Annotated in this window: 18 protein-coding genes; 10 read left to right on the forward strand and 8 right to left on the reverse strand. The window is 67.2% G+C overall.

Annotated features, from left to right (window positions below):
* Positions 1–13: 13 nt before the first annotated feature.
* The 7 genes from HFL01S_RS08265 (at position 14) to HFL01S_RS08295 (ending at position 6,205) form a co-directional block, all read left to right on the forward strand.
* Positions 14–997 (forward strand): sugar ABC transporter substrate-binding protein, encoded by a 984-nt coding sequence (locus HFL01S_RS08265; RefSeq protein ID WP_066257236.1) that lies wholly within the window; start codon positions 14–16, stop codon positions 995–997.
* 198 nt (positions 998–1,195) lie between these two features.
* Positions 1,196–2,155, forward strand: a complete 960-nt coding sequence (locus HFL01S_RS08270; protein ID WP_066257238.1) for an ABC transporter permease — start codon at positions 1,196–1,198, stop codon at positions 2,153–2,155.
* On the forward strand, positions 2,155–2,946 hold the full coding sequence (locus tag HFL01S_RS08275) for an ATP-binding cassette domain-containing protein (protein ID WP_066257240.1): 792 nt from the start codon (positions 2,155–2,157) through the stop codon (positions 2,944–2,946). The genes HFL01S_RS08270 and HFL01S_RS08275 overlap by 1 nt, the downstream gene beginning before the upstream one ends.
* A gap of 9 nt (positions 2,947–2,955) precedes the next feature.
* Positions 2,956–3,408: an RbsD/FucU family protein gene (locus tag HFL01S_RS08280; protein WP_066257243.1), complete on the forward strand. Its 453-nt coding sequence runs from the start codon at positions 2,956–2,958 to the stop codon at positions 3,406–3,408.
* A 132-nt stretch (positions 3,409–3,540) separates the two neighbouring features.
* Entirely contained in the window at positions 3,541–4,701 is a 1,161-nt protein-coding gene (locus HFL01S_RS08285) for an ROK family transcriptional regulator (RefSeq protein WP_084383163.1), read from the forward strand.
* A gap of 100 nt (positions 4,702–4,801) precedes the next feature.
* The gene (locus HFL01S_RS08290; protein WP_066257247.1) at positions 4,802–5,383 is read left to right on the forward strand and encodes a hypothetical protein; all 582 of its coding nucleotides are present in this window, start codon (positions 4,802–4,804) and stop codon (positions 5,381–5,383) included.
* A 207-nt stretch (positions 5,384–5,590) separates the two neighbouring features.
* Positions 5,591–6,205 carry a DUF6683 family protein gene (locus HFL01S_RS08295; protein ID WP_157538810.1) on the forward strand — a complete coding sequence of 205 codons (615 nt, stop codon included), beginning with the start codon at positions 5,591–5,593 and terminating at the stop codon, positions 6,203–6,205.
* A 71-nt stretch (positions 6,206–6,276) separates the two neighbouring features.
* Here HFL01S_RS08295 and HFL01S_RS08300 read toward each other — a convergent pair whose 3' ends face one another.
* Positions 6,277–6,936, reverse strand: a complete 660-nt coding sequence (locus tag HFL01S_RS08300; protein ID WP_066257252.1) for an ABC transporter ATP-binding protein — start codon at positions 6,934–6,936, stop codon at positions 6,277–6,279.
* 53 nt (positions 6,937–6,989) lie between these two features.
* Between HFL01S_RS08300 and HFL01S_RS08305 the strand changes: the two genes are divergently transcribed.
* Entirely contained in the window at positions 6,990–9,083 is a 2,094-nt protein-coding gene (locus HFL01S_RS08305; RefSeq protein ID WP_066257254.1) for a DUF1566 domain-containing protein, read from the forward strand.
* Positions 9,084–9,092: 9 nt separating this feature from the next.
* On the opposite strand, the gene miaA is transcribed toward HFL01S_RS08305, so the two are convergent.
* From miaA to HFL01S_RS08320, 3 genes are all read right to left on the reverse strand, one after another.
* The gene (gene miaA / locus HFL01S_RS08310; RefSeq protein ID WP_066257257.1) at positions 9,093–10,058 is read right to left on the reverse strand and encodes a tRNA (adenosine(37)-N6)-dimethylallyltransferase MiaA; all 966 of its coding nucleotides are present in this window, start codon (positions 10,056–10,058) and stop codon (positions 9,093–9,095) included.
* Positions 10,048–11,304 carry a multidrug effflux MFS transporter gene (locus tag HFL01S_RS08315; RefSeq protein ID WP_218008617.1) on the reverse strand — a complete coding sequence of 419 codons (1,257 nt, stop codon included), beginning with the start codon at positions 11,302–11,304 and terminating at the stop codon, positions 10,048–10,050. Before HFL01S_RS08315 ends, miaA begins: the two co-directional genes overlap by 11 nt.
* 64 nt (positions 11,305–11,368) lie before the next feature.
* On the reverse strand, positions 11,369–12,211 hold the full coding sequence (locus tag HFL01S_RS08320; protein ID WP_066257261.1) for an alpha/beta hydrolase: 843 nt from the start codon (positions 12,209–12,211) through the stop codon (positions 11,369–11,371).
* Between the two features lie 353 nt (positions 12,212–12,564).
* On the opposite strand from HFL01S_RS08320, the gene HFL01S_RS08325 reads away from it, so the two are divergent.
* Positions 12,565–12,966, forward strand: coding sequence for a GreA/GreB family elongation factor (locus HFL01S_RS08325; RefSeq protein ID WP_066257263.1), 402 nt, complete (start codon positions 12,565–12,567; stop codon positions 12,964–12,966).
* A gap of 4 nt (positions 12,967–12,970) precedes the next feature.
* On the opposite strand, the gene gdhA is transcribed toward HFL01S_RS08325, so the two are convergent.
* A complete protein-coding gene (gene gdhA, locus HFL01S_RS08330) occupies positions 12,971–14,314 on the reverse strand; it encodes an NADP-specific glutamate dehydrogenase (protein WP_066257265.1) in 1,344 nt (447 codons plus the stop codon).
* 152 nt (positions 14,315–14,466) lie between these two features.
* Complete coding sequence (gene mutL, locus HFL01S_RS08335) at positions 14,467–16,416, reverse strand: DNA mismatch repair endonuclease MutL (RefSeq protein WP_066257270.1); 1,950 nt, start codon at positions 16,414–16,416, stop codon at positions 14,467–14,469.
* A gap of 38 nt (positions 16,417–16,454) precedes the next feature.
* Between mutL and HFL01S_RS08340 the strand changes: the two genes are divergently transcribed.
* Positions 16,455–17,120: a DedA family protein gene (locus tag HFL01S_RS08340; RefSeq protein ID WP_066257272.1), complete on the forward strand. Its 666-nt coding sequence runs from the start codon at positions 16,455–16,457 to the stop codon at positions 17,118–17,120.
* Here the strand turns inward: HFL01S_RS08340 and HFL01S_RS08345 are convergent, their stop codons facing one another.
* Together HFL01S_RS08345 and tsaE are read right to left on the reverse strand one after the other, a co-directional pair.
* On the reverse strand, positions 17,121–18,515 hold the full coding sequence (locus HFL01S_RS08345; protein ID WP_066257275.1) for an N-acetylmuramoyl-L-alanine amidase: 1,395 nt from the start codon (positions 18,513–18,515) through the stop codon (positions 17,121–17,123).
* Complete coding sequence (gene tsaE / locus HFL01S_RS08350) at positions 18,512–19,072, reverse strand: tRNA (adenosine(37)-N6)-threonylcarbamoyltransferase complex ATPase subunit type 1 TsaE (RefSeq protein WP_066257416.1); 561 nt, start codon at positions 19,070–19,072, stop codon at positions 18,512–18,514. The genes HFL01S_RS08345 and tsaE overlap by 4 nt, the downstream gene beginning before the upstream one ends.
* Positions 19,073–19,077: the final 5 nt, after the last annotated feature.

The raw sequence follows: 19,077 nt of genomic DNA on the forward strand, positions 1-19,077 counted from the left end.
TCAGGAGACATCTGTGAAAAAAGTCGCTTTCGCCTTCACCGCCCTGGCCCTGGCCGCTGGTTCCACCTTCGCTGCCGAGCCCGTGATCGGCCTGATCACCAAGACCGAAACCAACCCCTTCTTCGTGAAGATGAAGGAAGGTGCGCAGGCGGAAGCCAAGAAGCTGGGTGCCAAGCTGATGACCGCCGCCGGCAAGAAGGATGGCGACACCGCCGCCCAGATCACCGCCATCGAGAACATGGTCACCGCCGGTGCCAAGACCATTCTGATCACTGCCAGCGGCGACGCCATCATCCCCGCTGTCAAGAAGGCCCAGGCCAAGGGCGTGCAGGTGATCGCGCTGGACAGCCCGTTTGACGGCGCCGACGCCCTGTTCGCCACCGACAACTACAAGGCCGGCATCCTGATCGGCCAGTACGCCAAGGCCGCGCAGGGTGGCAAGCCCGCCAAGATCGCCATGCTCGACCTGTTCCCCGGCCATCCCGTGGGTGCCCAGCGCCACAACGGCTTCATGACCGGTTTCGGCCTGAAGGCCAACGACGCCAAGTCCAACGAACTGTCGTCCACGCCTGAGACCGTCTGCGCCGCCGACACCGACGGCAACCAGGCCAAGGGCCAGACCGCGATGGAAAACTGCCTGCAGAAGGACCCGGCCATCAACGTGGTCTACACCATCAACGAACCCGCTGCCGCCGGCGCCTACAACGCGCTGAAGAAGGCTGGCAAGGAGAAGGACGTGATCATCGTGTCCGTCGACGGCGGCTGCGCCGGTGTGGCCGATGTGGGCAAGGGCGTGATCGCCGCCACCAGCCAGCAGTACCCGCTGAAGATGGCCGCCATGGGCGTGGCCGCGGGCGTCGAGTACGCCAAGGGTGGCAAGAAGGCCACGGGCTACGTCGACACCGGCGTGACCCTGATCGCCGCCAAGGCTGTGCCGGGCGTGGAAAGCAAGGACGTGAAGGTCGGTACCGAGCTGTGCTGGGGCGACAAAAAGTAATTTGAGCCCCCACGCTCCGCCGCTTCACGGGTCGCTGCCCCCCAGGGGGTCTGACCCGGCCTGGGGCGGCCCGGCGCAGGGTCTTCATCTTCGCCACCAAGGCGCCAGGGGCGCCCCTTTGAACCGGGAACCATGAATCCCGGCGAAGCAAGGGCGCCCTTTTCTTTTCTCTGTTTGCTCTCTACCGGAGATCTCGTCATGAGCTCTTTCAAGGACAGGCTGCCTCCCATCAGCCAGATGGGGCCCTTCATTGCCCTCGCGATCGCCTGTGCCATCTTCGGCATGACGACCGACAACTTCTTCACCGGCGCGAACTTCGCGCTGATCCTCCAGCAGGTCATGGTGGTCGGCGTGATCGCCATCGGCCAGACCCTGGTCATCCTGACCGCCGGCATCGACCTCTCGTGCGGCATGGTGATGGCCCTGGGCAGCATCGTGATGACCAAGTTCGCGGTCGAGCTGGGCGTGCCCGCGCCGCTGGCCATCCTCTGCGGCATTGGCGTGACCGCCGGTTTCGGCCTGATCAACGGGCTGCTGGTCACCCGCATCAAGCTGCCGTCTTTCATCGTGACCCTGGGCACGATGAACATCGCCTTCGCGATCACCCAGCTGTATTCCGGTGCGCAGACCGTTTCCGACCTGCCGCCCTTCATGACCGCGCTGGGCGGTACCTTCGACATCGCTGGCGCACCGGTCGCCTACGGCACCGTGGTGATGATGTTGCTGTACCTGGGCGCCTGGTTCTGGCTGCGCGAGACCGCCTCGGGCCGCCACGTCTACGCCGTGGGCAACAGCCCCGAAGCGACCCGCCTGGTCGGCATCCCCACAGACCGCGTGTTGCTGGGTGTCTATGTGCTGGCCGGCGTGTTCTACGGCATCGCCTCGCTGCTGCTGGTGGCCCGCACCGAAGTGGGCGACCCGAACGCCGGACAGACCGAGAACCTGGACGCCATCACCGCCGTGGTGCTGGGCGGCACCAGCCTGTTCGGCGGCCGCGGCATGATCCTCGGCTCGCTGGTCGGGGCCATCGTGGTCGGCGTGCTGCGCAACGGACTGACGCTGATGGGTGTTTCGTCGGTGTACCAGGTGCTGATCACCGGCATCCTGGTGATCATCGCCGTGACTGTGGACCAACTCTCCCGCAAAGGAGCCCGGTAATGAGCACTTCCCACAAACTCGTGATGCAGGCCAAGGGCCTGGTCAAGCGCTACGGCCAGGTCACCGCCCTCGACGGCGCCGACTTCGAGCTGCGCGCCGGTGAAATCCTGGCGGTGATCGGCGACAACGGCGCCGGCAAGTCCAGCCTGATCAAGGCGCTGTCCGGTGCCACGATCCCCGACGAGGGCGAGATCTTCCTGGACGGCCAGAAGATCCACTTCAACACCCCGATCGACGCGCGCCGCGCCGGCATCGAGTGCTGCTACCAGGACCTGGCCGTGGCCCCCGCCATGACCATCACCGAGAACCTGTTCCTGGGCCGCGAGATCCGTCGCGAAGGCTTCCTGGGCAGCACGCTGCGCATGCTGGACAAGAAAAAGATGCTGGAGACGGCCATCCAGCGCATGGCCGACCTCAAGGTGGGCATCCGCTCCATGACGCAGGCGGTGGAGACGCTCTCGGGCGGCCAGCGCCAGTGCGTGGCGGTGGCGCGCGCCGCGGCCTTCGCGCAGCACGTGGTCATCCTGGACGAGCCGACCGCTGCGCTGGGCGTGAAGGAAGGCAACATGGTGCTGGAACTGATCCGCCGCGTGCGCGACAAGGGCCTGCCCGTGATTCTGATCTCGCACAACATGCCGCACGTGTTCGAGATCGCCGACCGCATCCACATCGCCCGCCTGGGCAAACGCGCCTGCGTGGTCAACCCCAAGACGATCAGCATGAGCGACACGGTGGCGGTGATGACGGGCGCGCGCGACCCGGCGACGCTGCCTGCGGAATGTCTGGCCTGAGGACGCACCATGCTCAAAGGAATTGATCCCCTGCTCAGCCCGGAGCTGCTCAAGCTGCTGGCCGAGATGGGGCACGACGACGCGGTGGTGCTGGCGGATGCCAACTTCACCGCCATGAGCCTGGGCGCTGGCAAGCCGGTGCTGCGCCTGCCGGGTGTCGGCATGCTTCGAACATTGGAGGCGGTGGTGAGCGTGTTTCCCCTGGCCGAGGATGTGACCCATCCCGTGGCCTACATGCAGGTGAGCGACACGCCGGAAGGCTACCGGTCGGCCCTGCAACGCGAGGCTGTGGCCCTGCTGGCATCGGCCGGTCTGCCGCCCGAACGCGTGCAGGCGGTGGAGCGCTACGAGTTCTACGAGCGTGTGAAGAAGGCCTACGCCATCGTCGTCACCGGCGAGCTGGAGCCCTGGGGCAACTTCCTGCTGCGCAAGGGTGTGCTGGGACAGGCCCTGCGGCCCTGAGGCGTGTCACACTCGCCGGCTGTGAGCGAAGACAAGCACCCCCAAGAGCCGATCGATCCGCCGGCGCCGGACGGTGGCGCCGACGCGGGCGACGCCCCGCGCCTGCGCCAGCGCGGCTCGAACCAGATTGGCATGCGCCAGTTCAACGACCGCGTCGTGCTGCAGGCGCTGCGGGTGCACGGCAGCATGCCCAAGGCAGAACTGGCACGGCTGACCGGGCTGACGGCACAGACCATCGGCCTGATCACCGCTCGTCTGGACGAAGACCAGCTGCTGGTGCGCGAGGCACCGGTGCGTGGCCGGGTCGGCCAGCCCTCGGTGCCGCTGGGCCTGAACCCCGACGGTGCGTTCGCGGTCGGCATCAAGATTGGCCGGCGCAGCGCCGACTGGCTGCTGGTCGACTTTCTCGGGCGGGTGCGTCAGCGCCTGTCGATCGCCTATCCGTTTCCGGATGCGGCATCGCTGCTGCCGGAGATCGAGAAGAACCTCAACCGCCTGCTCGACGACCTGGGTGGTCTGCGCAGCCGGGTGGTCGGCGTGGGTGTGGCGGCGCCTTTCCAGCTGGGCGGCTGGCACCGCATGCTGGGCCTGACCGAGGCGCAGTCCGACGCCTGGACCCACCTCGACCTCGCCGCCGAGGTGCAGGCCATGACCGAGCTGCCGGTCAGCTTCGCCAAGGACACCTCGGCCGCCTGCGTGGCCGAGCTGCTGCAGGGGCGCGGGCGCGACCTGCACAGCTTCCTGTATCTCTTCATGGACACCTTCGTCGGCGGCGGGCTGGTGATCGACTCGCACCTGCACCGCGGCGTGAACGGCAACGCGGGTGCGGTGGCCTCGCTGCCGCTGCAGGTGGCCGCGTCGGCGAGCCCGCGGGAGCTGCCGCCGCAGCTGATCAGCCAAGCCTCGCTGTGGGACCTGGAGCAGCGCTTCCGCGAACACGGGCTGGACCCGATGGCCGCCTACGATGCGCGCGCGCTGGCCGGCCACTGGCTGCCCTACACGCGCGAGTGGATTGATCGCGCGGCGCTGGCGCTGGCGCACTGCGTGGTGGCGGGCACGGCCTTCCTCGACGTGGAGGCGGTGGTGATCGACGGCGTGGTGGTACCCGACCTGCTGCGCGAACTCTGGCAGCGCACCGGCGAGGCACTCAAGGCCTACAACCCCGAAGGTCTGCTCGCGATGCCCCGGCTCGAACTCGGCACCATCGGCTCCGACGCGCGTGCGCTTGGCGGGGCGCTGCTGCCGCTGCACGCGAGCTTCGCGCCGGATCGGGATCTGTTCCTGAAGGTCTAGGCGCCGGGTACCAGGCCCTAGGCGGTCAGGTGCAGTGTGCAACCGCCCCGCGCGCACTTCACCGGTGCAAGAATCGCGGCTGACTTTCAGGGGGGTGTGAATGCACAAGGATCTGTGGAAGGGGGCTCTTGGCTCCCTTGCGTTTGCCCTTGCCGGCGCGCTGTGTCTGGCCTTCGCCGATCTGTCCTGGCCCGAAGCCATCATCGCTTGGGCGACCGTTCTCTTTTTCGGGGGTGGCTTCGTCGTCCTTGTGACTCGCCTGTGGCGGCAGGCGTCGCGTCAACCAACATTCCATGCCCGCATTCCTGCGGACATCCGCATCGAGCAGCTCGACCCCGACGACGAAATCGAAGAGTCCTGGTCGCACACTTCCGCGGCGCAACCGCTGCTGCGTGTGACCGCCCAGAAGTGGAAGGAAGGGGCCAGGTTCCGCTGGCAGGTGTACGCCTACCTTCCGACGCTGGTTCACGATCCCGTATGGTCCGAGCAACTGGGCTTGCGCCTGCATGAAGCCCTCAGGAAAACCTGCAACGTCGTGGAAGTCGGGCGAGACGACGTCGAGGTCTGGGTGGTCGACGGTGAGCCGGAGGGCAGGGATCTGGTGGCCAATGCCGGCGCGGCACTGGCGTCGTGCATACCCGCGATCCTCCCGACGCTCCAGCGTGGGCGACAAGGCCCGTGAGGCGGGTACGGGTGGACAATCGCCTCTGAGGTACGCCGCGAGCGCGTGACACCTGTGGCGCTTGCACCTTTGTGAAGATTCTTGCCTGGGGAGGCGATGATGAAACCGGTACTTTTCCGATCGTCAGCATGCTTGTGTGTCGCAGCAGCCTTGTGGTGCAGCGCGGGAAGCTCTCTCGCTTTTGACATCCCGCCACCCCCGCCACCGGTGTACGAGGGGCTGATCCTGCCGCTGTTCCCGAACGCAACGACGGTTCCTTTCACCGGGCAATCGGGTTCCGGAACTGGGAAAAGACCGGGCGCGATCGGTAGCACCCAGGTTCAGGGCGGGTCCAGAGTGGAAGAAAGCGCCCGTCAGCTGGCTCAAGCGGTGCCTGTCGAGCAACGGGAGCGCACACGGCAGGCCTACGTTCAGGCCTTCGAGGTCTACCGTCAGCTCGAACGCAAACTGGGTCTGCCGGCGGGCGATGCGGCCGGGGCGGTGGCTGCCTACATCGCGGGCAACTACATGGCGCTGCACGGAGTCGAGGTGCCGGATCCGCACTTCCTGCAACTGGCCCGGCAGATGCGGGTGGCATTGGACAAGAGCCCGGACTTCCGGCGGCTCTCACCGTCGGGCCGGCGGCGCCTCTACGAACAGTCGGCCATGGTCGGGACCTTCATGGCGGTGACCCACCTGTCGCTGCAGAAAAACCCGCAACCAGCGGTCGAGCAGAACTTCCGCAACGCAGCCCGGGCTCATCTGCAGGCGGCGCTGAACACCGCACCCGATCGGGTTCTGATCGATGGTTCCGGGCTTCATCTGCAGGAGCAGAGCCGCTGACATCCGTCGCAGTTTTGAATGCGCCAGCGTGGGTGACAGGAGGCAGCGTGGGCGGGTGCGCCAATCTGCTGTCAGTCCGGGAGTTTTGCCGTCAACCCATTCGCCGTCAGATGCAGCACCCGGTCCGCCCGCGCTGCGGCGTGGGCCGAGTGCGTGACCAGGATCAGCGAGGCGCCGTTCTCCCGCGTCTGCGCCTTCAGCAGGTCCATCACCTGCGCGGCGGTGGACGGGTCGAGGTTGCCGGTGGGCTCGTCGGCCAGGATCAGCCGCGGCAGGTGCACCAGTGCCCGTGCAATCGCCACGCGCTGCAGCTGTCCGCCCGACAGCTGCGCGGGCAACCGCTCACCCAGTCCCGCCAGCCCGACCGCCTCCAGCACCTGCGCGACCCGAGCCGGATCGGGGCGTTTGAGCAGCAGCAGCGGCAGGCCGACGTTCTGCCCCACGTCCAGGTGCGGCAGCACATGGAAGGCCTGGAACACGAAACCCAGCGCCTCGCGCCGCCAGTGCGCCCGCTGGGTCTCGTCCAGTTGGCCAAGGTCGGTGCCGTCGAGGGTGATCGACCCCTCTTGCCAGTCGTCCAGCGCCGCCATGCAGTTGAGCAGGCTGGACTTGCCCACCCCCGACTCGCCAACGATGGCGACGAACTCGCCGGGGGCGACGGTGAGGGTGACGTTGGAAAACACGGGCGTGCTGCCGTAGCGTTTTGCGAGTTTTTGAAGGACCAAGCCCATCCCGGCATTGTCCTTGACGAACCAGAGCGAGGCTCGGAATAGATTTGATACAAATGAATACAATTCAGATCGTTTGGCTGCGTGCCACCCAACAGGGAGTGTTCATGAGCTTTTTTAGATCATTGGCCGGGGTGTTCCTGGTCAGTGCCTTGGCCGCCTGCGGCGGTGGCACCGGAGGACAGGTGCAGGATGCAGACACGCAGAGGGCCTCTGCGAGCTCTGCGACGGAAACCGACCTGACGAGAGGCCACGCAAAGGGTCTGGAAGATTCCTCATACGGCAAGCCGGTCATTGGCCTTGATCTGACAGAAATGAAGCAGCGCTTGGCCAAACGGTTCAATGGCCGCTTCGCCGGTCAGCCGGAAGAACTCATGGGTGAGCGCCAGAAGTACGCGGGTACGAAGGCCTTTCAGTCGGTCGCCAAGGCATATGGGGGTGCCCCTGCATCGGTTCACCGCTTCCTGAACACGCTGACCGGTGCGCACTTCTACACCATGTCTGCTGAGGAGAAGGCTTCCATCGAACGGAATCTGCCCCAGTTCAGCTACGAAGGACAGGCCTTCTTTGCATTGACGTCTTCGGATGTCCCGCTCAGCCCGGTCTATCGCTTCTACAGCATCTACACCGGGACCCACTTTTATACGATCGACCCGGAAGAGCGGGACTTCGTGCGCACCTATTACTGGGAGTACTTCAACTATGAAGGCATCTCCTGGTACGCGACAACCTTTGCAGGTTCCGGGTGGACGCCGATGCACCGGTTCTTCAACAATGCGGCAGGCACGCACTTCTACACTGCCAGCGAAGCGGAGCGCCTGAACGTGATCGCGACGGCACCGCACATGGAGTATGAAGGCATCGGGTACTACGTCCGAACCAGCGGTTCTGCGCTGCCTGTTTCGCCCGTTTCGCGCAGCGATGGTGGGCGTGGTTGCATCTCCCCGGACGGCAGCGACGAATACAGTCCCTGTGAAACTGCCACACAGATGCCGCCGAGGGAGCATGTGGATGGCAACCGGGCGGTGCCCAATGACACGACCCGCTTTGCTCAGGTGGAGGGTCGGCCGGAAACGGACTGCAAGCTCGACAGGACGACGGGACTGATGTGGGAGGTCAAGACAAGCGATGGCATGAGGAGTTCGTCTCGATCGTTCCTGCATATTGACCGGACAGACCGTCCGCAGGTGGCAGTCGAGGTCGAGGAGTTTTTCCCCAACAACGTTTTCTATGTTTCTCGTGCTCCGACGCAGGCCGAGATCGATTCTCCGGACGCCAGCCGTGCCTATGTGGATTACATCAATAACATCCAGTTGTGCGGCTACTCCGACTGGCGCATTCCCACCGCGTCTGAGCTGGTCAACGTCATGAATGTCCAAGGAGGTTTCTTCCAGCCTCCGATTGGCGGTGTGGGCCCCTACATCTCCGCCGACTCGGCCACCTGGGACTACGACGTGACCTACAACTCGGGCGGCGTAGTGAGGCAGAGGGTGGACGGTGTGGTGACTGTGCGGGCGCGCGAGGGGTGGTTGGCCGGCAATCCTGGTGCGGCAGGTCACTTCGTGGACTTCGATTTCCGTGCCAAGGAAGATTTGGGTTACGTCGCTACCTCCCACAATCGCCTGTATCTGCATCTGGTGCGCGGATCCTCTGTGCCCACGACATCGCGCTATTCGGCGGTGACCGTTCCATATGGACGGGACGCTGCGAACAACGTGCTCGTGGACAACTGGAGCAAGCTCCAATGGCGGCGTTGCGCCGAGGGGCAAGTCTGGACCGGAACCAATTGCAACGGCCAACCCTTGTCCTTGAATCTGTATGACGCCTTGTCGAGGGCGGCGTCGCTGCCGGGCTGGCGCCTGCCTGGGATCAAGGAGCTTGATTCTCTGTATCTCCGCGACCCGGACACAACGAAGACGCAGATGGACGTCTCGGCGTTCCCGATGAGCGGGTTCGGACCAGGCGCGCTGCCGTTCTGGTCCATGACGATACATTCGCAGACCATCTACGATCCCGTGCACCAGAAACTGGGTCTACCGGGTTTCCAGGCCTCTTTTGAGGGCACAGCGGTCGGCTCTCCCACTGCGAATGTGAGTCAGGTTTCCCGTTACCGGAACGGGTACGTCCGTTTGGTTAGGGTGCACCCCTGAGTCAAGGGGTCAACTCAAAAGGGTACTGACCGCGGCGAGCAACTGCGCCAGCGCATCGGGCGCATCGCACGCGATCACCCGCCGCTGCGGCATCGAGCGTAGCCAGGTGATCTGGCGCTTGGCGAGCTGGCGCGTGGCGAAGATGCCGCGGTCGCGCAGTTCGGCCTGTTGAGCGGATGTCAGTGGCGCATCGCCGGCCGCGTCCAGCGCCTCCCAGGCCTGGCGGTAGCCGACGCAGCGCATCGAGGGCAGGTCCGGGTGCAGGTCGCCGCGCGCGCGCAGGCGTCGCACCTCGTCCACGAAGCCTTCGGCCAGCATGGCGTCGAAGCGTTGGGCGATGCGCTCGTGCAGCCACCCGCGGTCGGCGGGTTCCAGGCTGAGGAAGGCGCCTTCCGGCACCGGGTTGTCCGCTTCGCGTTGCCCGCCGGTCTGGAACGAGGAGATCGGCCGGCCCGAAACCTCGAACACTTCAAGCGCGCGCTGGATGCGCTGGGCATCGTTGGGCGCGAGTCGGGCGGCGGTGACCGGGTCGACCTTCGCCAGTTCGGCGTGCATCGCGGGCCAGCCGTGCGCCGCGGCGGCGGCTTCGATGCGTGCGCGCGCGTCGGCGTCGGCGCGGGGCATGTCGTCCAGACCCTGCATAAGCGCCTTGAAATACAGCATGGTGCCGCCCACGAGCAGCGGCGTGCGACCGCGGGACCGGATTTGCTGGATCAGCCGCTGCGCGTCGCGCACGAATTCGGCCGCGCTGTAGGCGTGCAGCGGGTCGGTGATGTCGATCAGGTGGTGCGGCACCAGTGCCTGTTCCTCACGCGAAGGTTTGGCGGTGCCGATGTCCATGCCCCGGTAGACCAGGGCGGAGTCGACGCTGATGATCTCGACCGGCCAGCGCTGGGCGATGGCGAGCGCGGCAGCGCTTTTGCCGCTGGCGGTCGGTCCGGCGATGGCGATGCAGCGCACCGGGTCAGCGGGCATCGGCCGCTCCCGGGGTGACGCGCTGCGGAGGCGTCTTCACCTCGCCGTGGCGCTGCACCAGCGTCCAGGCGGTCAGCGCGATCAACACGCTCCAGAACCACAGGCCATCGGTCAGCGGCCGCACGCTGCCGGGGTTCTCGGCCAGGCTCTTGCCGAGCCAGCCGCCCATGAAGAAGGCGGTGACCATCATCAGGAAGCCGCTCATGGCGGAGGCCGCGCCGGCCGCCTGCGGGAATGGGGCGACGGCGCCGCTCTGGCCGCAGGGCTGGTGCACGCCGTGGCCGAGCATGAAGAGGATGAAGGGCCCGAGGATGGCAGCCGGGTGCTGGATGCCCGCCAGTGCCAGCAGCCCCATGGTGCTGCCCGCGAGCAGGGTACATCCGCCCGCGATGACGACGGTGCGCCGCACGCCCAGGCTCTGCAGCAGGCGGCGGCAGATGAAGGTGCCCACGATGTAGGACAGCGACATCACCAGCATCAGCAGACCGTAGGCGGTCTTGCTCAGGCCCAGCACGCCAATGAACACAAACGACGAGGCGGCCAGGAAGGTGAACAGGCCGCCGTAGGACGTGGCCGAGAGCAGGGTGAAGGCCCAGAAGGTCGGGTGGCGCAGGATGCGGCCCCAGGTGCGCAGCAGGGTCAGCGGCTCCAGCGCGCGCGGGTTTTTCTGCGGCAGGGTCTCATCGAAGCGCCAAATGAGCAGCGCCAGCGCCCCGGCGCCGAACACCGCCTGGGCCATCAGGGCCATGCGCCAGCCCGCGAGGTCGGCCAGCAGGCCGCCGACCGGCGCGCTCGCGCAGGCGATCACGCCCAGGCCGGTCAGTCCCTTGGACATCACCCGCGCGCCATCCACCGGCGCGTAGAGGTCGCGCACCACGGCGCGCGCGCACATCACGCCTGCGCCCATGGCAATACCCTGCAGGATGCGCCAGACGATGAGCTGCTCCATCGACGCTGAAAACGTGCTGCCCACCGCGGCCAGCACATACAGGCCGGTCCCGATCATCAGGACCGGGCGGCGGCCAAAGCGGTCGGACAGCGGTCCCCAGACCAGCTGGGAGAGACCGAAGGCCAGCAACAATGCGGTGAGGGTCAGCTGCGCCTGCGGCATGCTGGCGCCAAAGCCCTGGGTGATCGAGGGCAGGGCGGGCAGGTAGAGGTCGGTGGTGACCGGCTGCAGGCCCAGCAGCAGGGACAGCACCAGCACGATCAGGCTGGGCGACATGGCGGAACGGGAAGCGGACATCTGTTTGAGGGTAGCAGATGGCCTCATGTTCGACCGGTGCGACGCCGATGGCGGCGCGGGAGGATCACTTCATGCCGAAGAGTTCGGCCAGCGCCACCCGGTACTGCGGCTGCCCCACCGCGTTGGTGTTGTGGTGCGACCCGCCCTCGACCAGTTCGAAGCGCTTGGGGCCGGTGGCGGCCTCGAACAGCTTGCGGCCCAGTTCCGGCGCGATGGTGCGGTCCTCGCTGCCATGCACCACCAGCAGTGGCGAGCCGATCTTCTTGACCCGCTCCACGGTTTCGAAGCGCTGGGTGATCAGCGGACCGACCGGCAGCCAACCCCACTTGTAGGAACTGACCACATCGGGAATCGAGGTGAAGGTGCCCTCGACCAGGGTTCCGGCTTCGTCCTGCACCTGGGCCGCCAGGTCGATGGCGATCGCGCCGCCCAGCGAGTGGCCGAAGATGTAGCGCGGCCGGTCGGGGTACTGGCGTGCCAGCCAGTCCCAGGCGGCGCGGGCGTCTTCGTAGGCCATGGTCTCCGAAGGCAGGGTGTTGGTGCTCTTGCCGAAGCCCCGGTAATCCACCGCCAGCACCGAGAAGCCCAGCTCCTGCATGCGCCGCGCGCGGAAGGCCGAGCCCACCACGTTGAAGCGCGCCCCGTGCAGGTAGAGCAGCACGGGGGCCTTGGGGTCGCTCTCGAAACGTTCGTGGGCGCTCCACAGGCCGTGCAGCTTCACCGGCTGGTTGGTTTCCTGCGACTGGAACTCGATCCAAACGTCCTGCATGCCTTGGGCAGCTTCCTCGCCACGCCACCAGCTCCGGTCGGAGGGCTGGAAGATCCAGCCGCGCTGGCGTTCGTCGAGGGAGGCACAGCCCGCCAGCATGGCGGCGGAGAGGAGGACGAGGGCGATCAGGCGCTTCATGGGCTTACACGATCCACCAGACCGGTGGAAAGTTCACTGCCGGCGCGCCGGCCGGTCGCCGCCGGACGCTCACCGGTTGACACGGGCGCCTGTCCTGCCTACATTGCCGCCCATGCTGCGCATCCACCACCCGACGACCCTGTGTCGCGCTCTGTCGCCTCTGGCGACGGAACCGGGTGCGCGCGTGCCCGTCCACACCTCAGGCGGTGGCGCGACGGCCGCACATTCCTGAGCCCGGCGATCCCCTCCCTCTCCCATTCATTCGCGCCACGCGCGATCGCCGGGCCCCTCCACCAGAGCGCATCCTTGTCCTGACCCTCGTGAGGTCGGGACACGCCTTTTCTGGAGCCGACATGTCCCTGTTGTCCCGTGGTGACCGCATCGTCACCGAACTCGATTTCGTCCGCCTGCACAAGCTGGGCACCCAGCGCATGCCTGCCGGTCTGCCCGACGCCCTCGATCTGGCCGAGCAGGTGCCTTCGCCCGAGGTGCCACCCGACGTGGTGACCATGTATTCGCAGATCGAGATCCTTGAAGCGGGCGAAACGGCACCGCGCAAGCTCACCCTCTGCTATCCCGACGACGCCGAGCCGGCCCAAGGCTTTGTCTCGGTGCTTTCGCCGGTGGGCGCCAGCCTGCTGGGGCTGCGCGTCGGTGGGCGCGCGCACTGGCACACGCCGCAGGGCGAGCCGCGCTCGGCCCGGGTGAAAGCCATCCTGTTCCAGCCCGAGGCGAGCGGCGACTACACCACCTGATGCGTCAGACCACGCCCTGCGCCAGCATGGCGTCGGCCACCTTGACGAAGCCGGCGATGTTGGCGCCGTCGATGTAGCTCACGCTGCCATCGGCGCGCTGGCCGTGCCTGACGCAGGCAGCGTGGATGCCCTGCATGATCTGCAGCAGGCGGGCGTCCACCTCCTCGCGCGTCCACGACAGGCGCATGGCGTTCTGGCTCATTTCCAGGCCCGAGGTGGCGACACCGCCAGCGTTGGACGCCTTGCCCGGTGCGTACAGCACACCGGCCGCTTCAAAGGCCTTGGCGGCCTCGATGGTCGACGGCATGTTGGCGCCTTCGGCCACGCAGACCACGCCGTTGGCTATCAGGGTGCGGGCGTCGCTTTCGTCCAGTTCGTTCTGGGTGGCGCAGGGCAGGGCCACGTCCACCGGCACGTGCCAGGGGCGTTTGCCCGCTTCGAACTTCACACCGGTGCGGGCGGCGTAGTCGCTCACACGACCGTAGTGGTGGTTTTTCACGTCCATCAGGATGGCCAGCTTCTTGGGCGAGAAACCGGCCTCGTCGACGATGGTGCCGCTGGAGTCGGAGACGGTGATCACCTTGGCGCCCAGAGCCATGGCTTTCTCGACCGCGTACTGCGCCACGTTGCCCGAACCCGAGACCGAGACGCGCAGGCCCTGGAAGGACTTGCCGCGGGTCTTGAGCATCTCTTCCGCGAAGTAGACCGTGCCGTAGCCGGTGGCTTCGGGGCGGACCAGTGAGCCGCCGAAGGCCAGGCCCTTGCCGGTGAACACGCTGGCGGCGCTGTTGGCCAGCTTCTTGTACATGCCGGCCATGTAGCCGACCTCGCGGCCGCCCACGCCGATGTCGCCGGCCGGCACGTCGGTGTCCGGGCCCACGTGGCGGAACAGCTCCATCACGAACGCCTGGCAGAAGCGCATGACCTCGGCCGGGCTCTTGCCCTTGGGGTCGAAGTCCGAGCCACCCTTGCCGCCACCCATGGGCAGGGTGGTCAGCGCGTTCTTGAAGGTCTGCTCGAAGGCCAGGAACTTGAGCACCGACAGCGTGACCGAGGGGTGGAAGCGGATGCCGCCCTTGTAGGGGCCGATCGCCATGCTGTGCTGGATGCGGTAGCCGCGGTTGACCTGCACCTGGCCGTGGTCGTCGACCCAGGACACGCGGAACATGACCACGCGCTCGGGCTCGACCAAGCGGTCCAGCAGGCCCTGCTCGGCGTATTTGGGGTGGGCGGCGATGAAGGGCCAGAGGCTTTCCATCACCTCGGTGACGGCCTGCAGGAACTCGGGCTGACCCGGGTTGCGGGCTTCAACGTGGGAAAGAAAGTCGTGGACCGAAGCGTATTTCATGCGTGTCATGCTCCGAAAAAGTGCATGAAATTATGCGAAAACGGTATTTCGCATGCCAAAAGGCGCATGAATGGTGCGCAACATTTGCTGATGGTGCGCTTTAGCCGACCGGCTGGGTGCCGGGTTGCTCTGATTTGGTGCGGACAGGCCGATCAGCGTCCGCGCAGGAACAGCGCGTCCAGATCCTTCATGCCCAGCTGCCGCCAGGTCGGCCGGCCGTGGTTGCACTGGTCGCTGCGCTCGGTCACTTCCATCTGGCGCAGCAGGGCGTTCATCTCGTCCAGCGTCAGGCGGCGGTTGGCGCGCACCGCGCCGTGGCAGGCCATGGTGGCCAGCAGCTCGTTGCGGGCGCGCTGCACCACGGTGCTGGCGTCGTGCTGGCTCAGTTCGGCCAGCACGCTGCGGGCGAGTTCCACCGGGTCACCAGCCGCCAGGGTGGTGGGCACGGCGCGCACCGCCAGGGTCTTGGGCGAAAACGGCACGATTTCCAGCCCCAGCTGGGCCAGCACCTCGGCTGTGGTTTCCGCGGTGGCGACTTCTTCGGGCGTCGCGGCGAAGGTGGCCGGGATCAGCAGCGGCTGGCTGCTGATCTGGTGCGCGTCCAGCTGCTGTTTCAGGCGTTCGTAGACGATGCGCTCGTGCGCGGCGTGCATGTCCACCACCACAAGCCCTTGCGCGTTCTCGGCCAGGATGTAGACGCCGTGCAGCTGCGCGATGGCGCGGCCCAGCGGCCATTCGCCGTCGGGCAGGGGGGCCGGAGTGGCGGGAGTCGCCGTGTTCGGGCTGAACTCTAGTCCGGCGCGGCGGATGTCGGGTGCGTCCAGCGGCGCCGCGATCCGCTCCGACGGGCGCCACAGCGCTTCGAGGTCGCTCACGCGCTGGCCAACCTGTGGCACGTCCGGCCGCCAGGGCAGGGGTTGCTGGCGCGGCACCGGGCTCAGGAAGGACGAGGCGGGCGCCTCGGTCAGTGCCTCCGCAGACGGCATGGTGGCCACCGGCAGCGTCTGCGTCGAGCGCGGCGCGGCCAGCGCGCCTTCCACCGCATGGCGCACGGCCTGGTGCACCTCGCGGCTGTCGCGGAAGCGCACCTCGATCTTGGTCGGGTGCACGTTCACGTCCACCCGGGTCGGGTCGATACTGACGTACAGCGCATACACCGGCTGGCGGTGTCCGTGCAGCACGTCCTCGTAGGCGCTGCGCGCGGCGTGAGTGATGACCTTGTCGCGCACGAAGCGGCCATTGACATAGGCGAACTGCCAGTCGCCGCGCGAGCGGGCCGAGTCGGGCACGCCGGCAAAGCCCCAGACACGCAGGCGCTGCTGGCCGCCGGCGGTGGCTTCTTCGCCGGGCAAATCGCTGGCCGGCCAGTTCACGGCGACCGCGTTTTCAATGAACTCTTCGCCCAGCACGTCGGCCAGGCGGCGGCGCAGCGCGTCCAGAAGGTGTTCACCCCCGGCCAGGTCGGGCGCCACGGCGCGCCACTGCGCCACCAGCTTGCCGTCGTGCCAGATGGCAAAACCCACCTCGGGCCGCGCCAGCGCGTGGCGGCGCACGGCTTCGATGCAGTGGGCCAGCTCGGTGCTTTCGGACTTGAGGAACTTGCGCCGTGCGGGCGTGGCGAAGAACAGCTCGCGCACCTCCACCGTGGTGCCGCGTGCGCGGGCCGTGGGCTGCAGCTCTCCGCTGCGGCCGTCCAGCAACCAGCCGTGCGCCGCGCCTTCTTCGGTGCGCGTGAGCACCGAGACTTCGGCGATGGAACAGATGGCAGCCAGCGCCTCACCGCGGAACCCCATGGTGTCCACGGCTTCCAGGTCGTTCAGGCTGGCGATCTTGCTGGTGGCGTGGCGCTTGAGAGCGGTGGGCAGTTCCTCGCGCAGGATGCCGATGCCGTCGTCCTCCACGCTGATGAGCCGGATCCCGCCGGCCTGCAGCCGCACGGTGATCTGCGTGGCGCCGGCGTCCAGTGCGTTGTCCACCAGCTCGCGCACCACGGACGCGGGGCGTTCGACCACCTCGCCGGCCGCGATCTGGCTGATCAGCTCGTCGGGCAGTTCACGGATGGGGCGGCGGTGGGCGGGCAGGGGGGCGTTCACCCGGGGCATTCTAGGGGTGGGGCAACGCCCGGGGATAATCGCGGGCTATGGATTTCGCCCTCTACCTTCTCGACTTCATCCTGCACGTGGACAAGCACCTGCAGGCCTTTGTGCAAACCTACGGCGCCTGGGTGTATGCCCTGCTGTTCCTCATCATCTTTGTCGAGACCGGCCTGGTGGTCATGCCCTTCCTGCCGGGCGACTCGCTGCTGTTCATCGTGGGCGCGCTGTGTGGCGCCGGGCTGATGGACTGGTCGATCGCGGCGGGGCTGATGCTGGCGGCCGCCATTCTGGGTGACCAGACCAACTACAGCATCGGGCGCTACTTTGGCCCGAAGGTGTTCCAGTGGGAGAACTCGCGCTTCTTCAACAAGAACGCCTTCAACCAGGCCCACAACTTCTACGAGCGCTACGGCGGCGTGACCATCATCCTGGCGCGCTTCATGCCCTTCATCCGCACCTTCGCGCCCTTCGTGGCGGGCGTGGCCGAGATGACGCGCAGCAAGTTCACCGCCTACAACGTGGTGGGCGCGGTGATCTGGGTGATCGGCCTGACGGCCGCGGGCTATTTCTTCGGCAACCTGCCCTGGGTCCAGGCCAACCTGTCCAAGATCATCTGGGCGCTGATCTTCGTGCCGGGCCTGATCGCCATCTTCGGCGGCTGGCGCGCCGCGAAGGCCGAGAAAGCCCGGGCTGCGGCGGGGCAGGCCTGATCAGGCCTGCTGCTTGCGCGCCAGCGGCGGGTTCGCCGAGAAGTACTTGACGATGCCCTTGAGCAGGGCGTCGGCCAGCTGGTTCTGGTAGGCCTCGCTGCGCAGCCGGGCCTCTTCGTCGGGGTTGCTGATGAAGGCCGTTTCCACCAGCACGCTGGGAATGTCCGGCGCCTTGAGCACCGCAAACCCGGCCTGCTCCACGCGCGGCTTGTGAAGCTTGCCCACGCGGCCCACCTCGGTCAGCATCGCGCCGCCCAGTTTGAGGCTGTCCTTGATCTGGGCCGTGGTGCTCATGTCCAGCAGGGCGCGCGCCACGGTCGCATCCTTGGACTTGACGTTGATCCCGCCAACCAGGTCGGCGGCGTTTTCCTTGTTGGCCATCCAGCGCGCGGCCGCGCTGCTGGCGCCCTTGGTGCTGAGCGCAAAGATGCTCGCACCCTGCGGCCGCGGCGTCATGAAGGCGTCGGCGTGGACGCTGATGAACAGGTCGGCGCGTACCCGCTGCGCCTTTCTCACCCGCGTGCCCAGGGGCACGAAGAAGTCGGCGTCGCGCGTCATGTAGGCGCGCATTGGGTTGCCGTTGACCGTGGTCGCGTTGATGCGGTCGCGCAGCTTCTGGGCCACCTGCAGCACCACGTCCTTCTCCTGCGTGCCACCGGGGCCGATGGCGCCCGGGTCTTCGCCGCCGTGGCCCGGGTCGAGCGCCACGATGATCAGTCGTTCGGTTTTTTTCCCGGGTGCGGCCTTCGGCTCACCGGCTGGGGCGGGTTTGCCGGCGGTGGCGCCGGGCGCCTTGGGCGGTGCCGGTTTGTCGTGGCGGGCGATGAGGTCGGCCAGCGGGTCGTCCGCTGGCGTGGCCGGCATGTCCCGCAGCTCGGCGCCCAGCAGGTCGGCGGCGCGTTGGGCCGATTCGTCGACCGCGGCCGTGTGCTGGCGGATCAGTTCCTCGAACGGGTCGACCGTCTGCACCGGGTAGAGGTCGAGCACCAGCCGGTGGCCATAGGCCGCGACCGGTTCCAGGTTGAACACCTGCGGCTTGATCGGCTTTTTCAGGTCCACCGTCAGCCGCGCGACGTTGGCACTGACCGGGGCGACGCGGATGGCCGCAATGTTCGGGTCGTCGCTCTGCAGCTTGCCGACCAGCTCGCGCATGCCTTCGATGAGGTCGATGCCCTCGATGTCGACCACCAGCCGCGACGCCTGGTCGACCGTGGTCTTCTGTGCCTTGAGCTCGCCGTCGGACTCGATGGTCACGCGCGTGTAGTCCTGCGCCGGCCAGATGCGCACCGCCACCACGCGCCCTGCGCGAGCCAGGTGCGGCGCACCGATCAGCAGCACCAGCGCGCCGGCCTGCAACAGGCGGCGGCGGTCGGGTTGGTGCGGTGGTCGGATCATGTGTTCAGGGCGGCCAGCAGACGCCGGCCGGTGTCGGTGAAGGCCTGTATCGTCACCTGGCGCGGGCCGTCGGTGAAGTCGGTGTCGTCACCGGGTGTTTCCTCCGGCCCGATGGTCAGTGCCGCGTCCACCGCGCCCATGAGGCCGGCGGCGCGCTCGGGCCATTCCACCAGCTTGAGACCGGGGTTTGCAAACAGTTCCCGAAAACCCGCGTCTTCCCACTCGCGCGGGTCGCCGAAGCGGTAGAAATCGAAGTGCCAGGCTGACAGGGCGCCGTGCGGCCCGGCCTCGGCGCGGTGCGGCTCGACCACCGCGTAGGTCGGGCTCTTGATGCGGCCCTGCACGCCCAGCGCGCGCAGCAGGTGGCGCACGAAGGTGGTCTTGCCCGCGCCCAGGTCGCCGGCCAGCGTCAGCGTGGCGTTCGCGATTGCGGGCGACGTGGCCAGGCGCTGCGCGAAGGCGGCGGTGGCGGCCTCGTTTGCCCAACGCCCGTTCCACACGGCACTCTCCGGGGAGGGCGTTCCTACAATGGGCGGACGATGCGATCCGGTTTCGATGCTGC

The organism is Hydrogenophaga flava NBRC 102514 (assembly GCF_001571145.1).
In the GTDB taxonomy this organism is placed as follows: domain Bacteria; phylum Pseudomonadota; class Gammaproteobacteria; order Burkholderiales; family Burkholderiaceae_C; genus Hydrogenophaga; species Hydrogenophaga flava.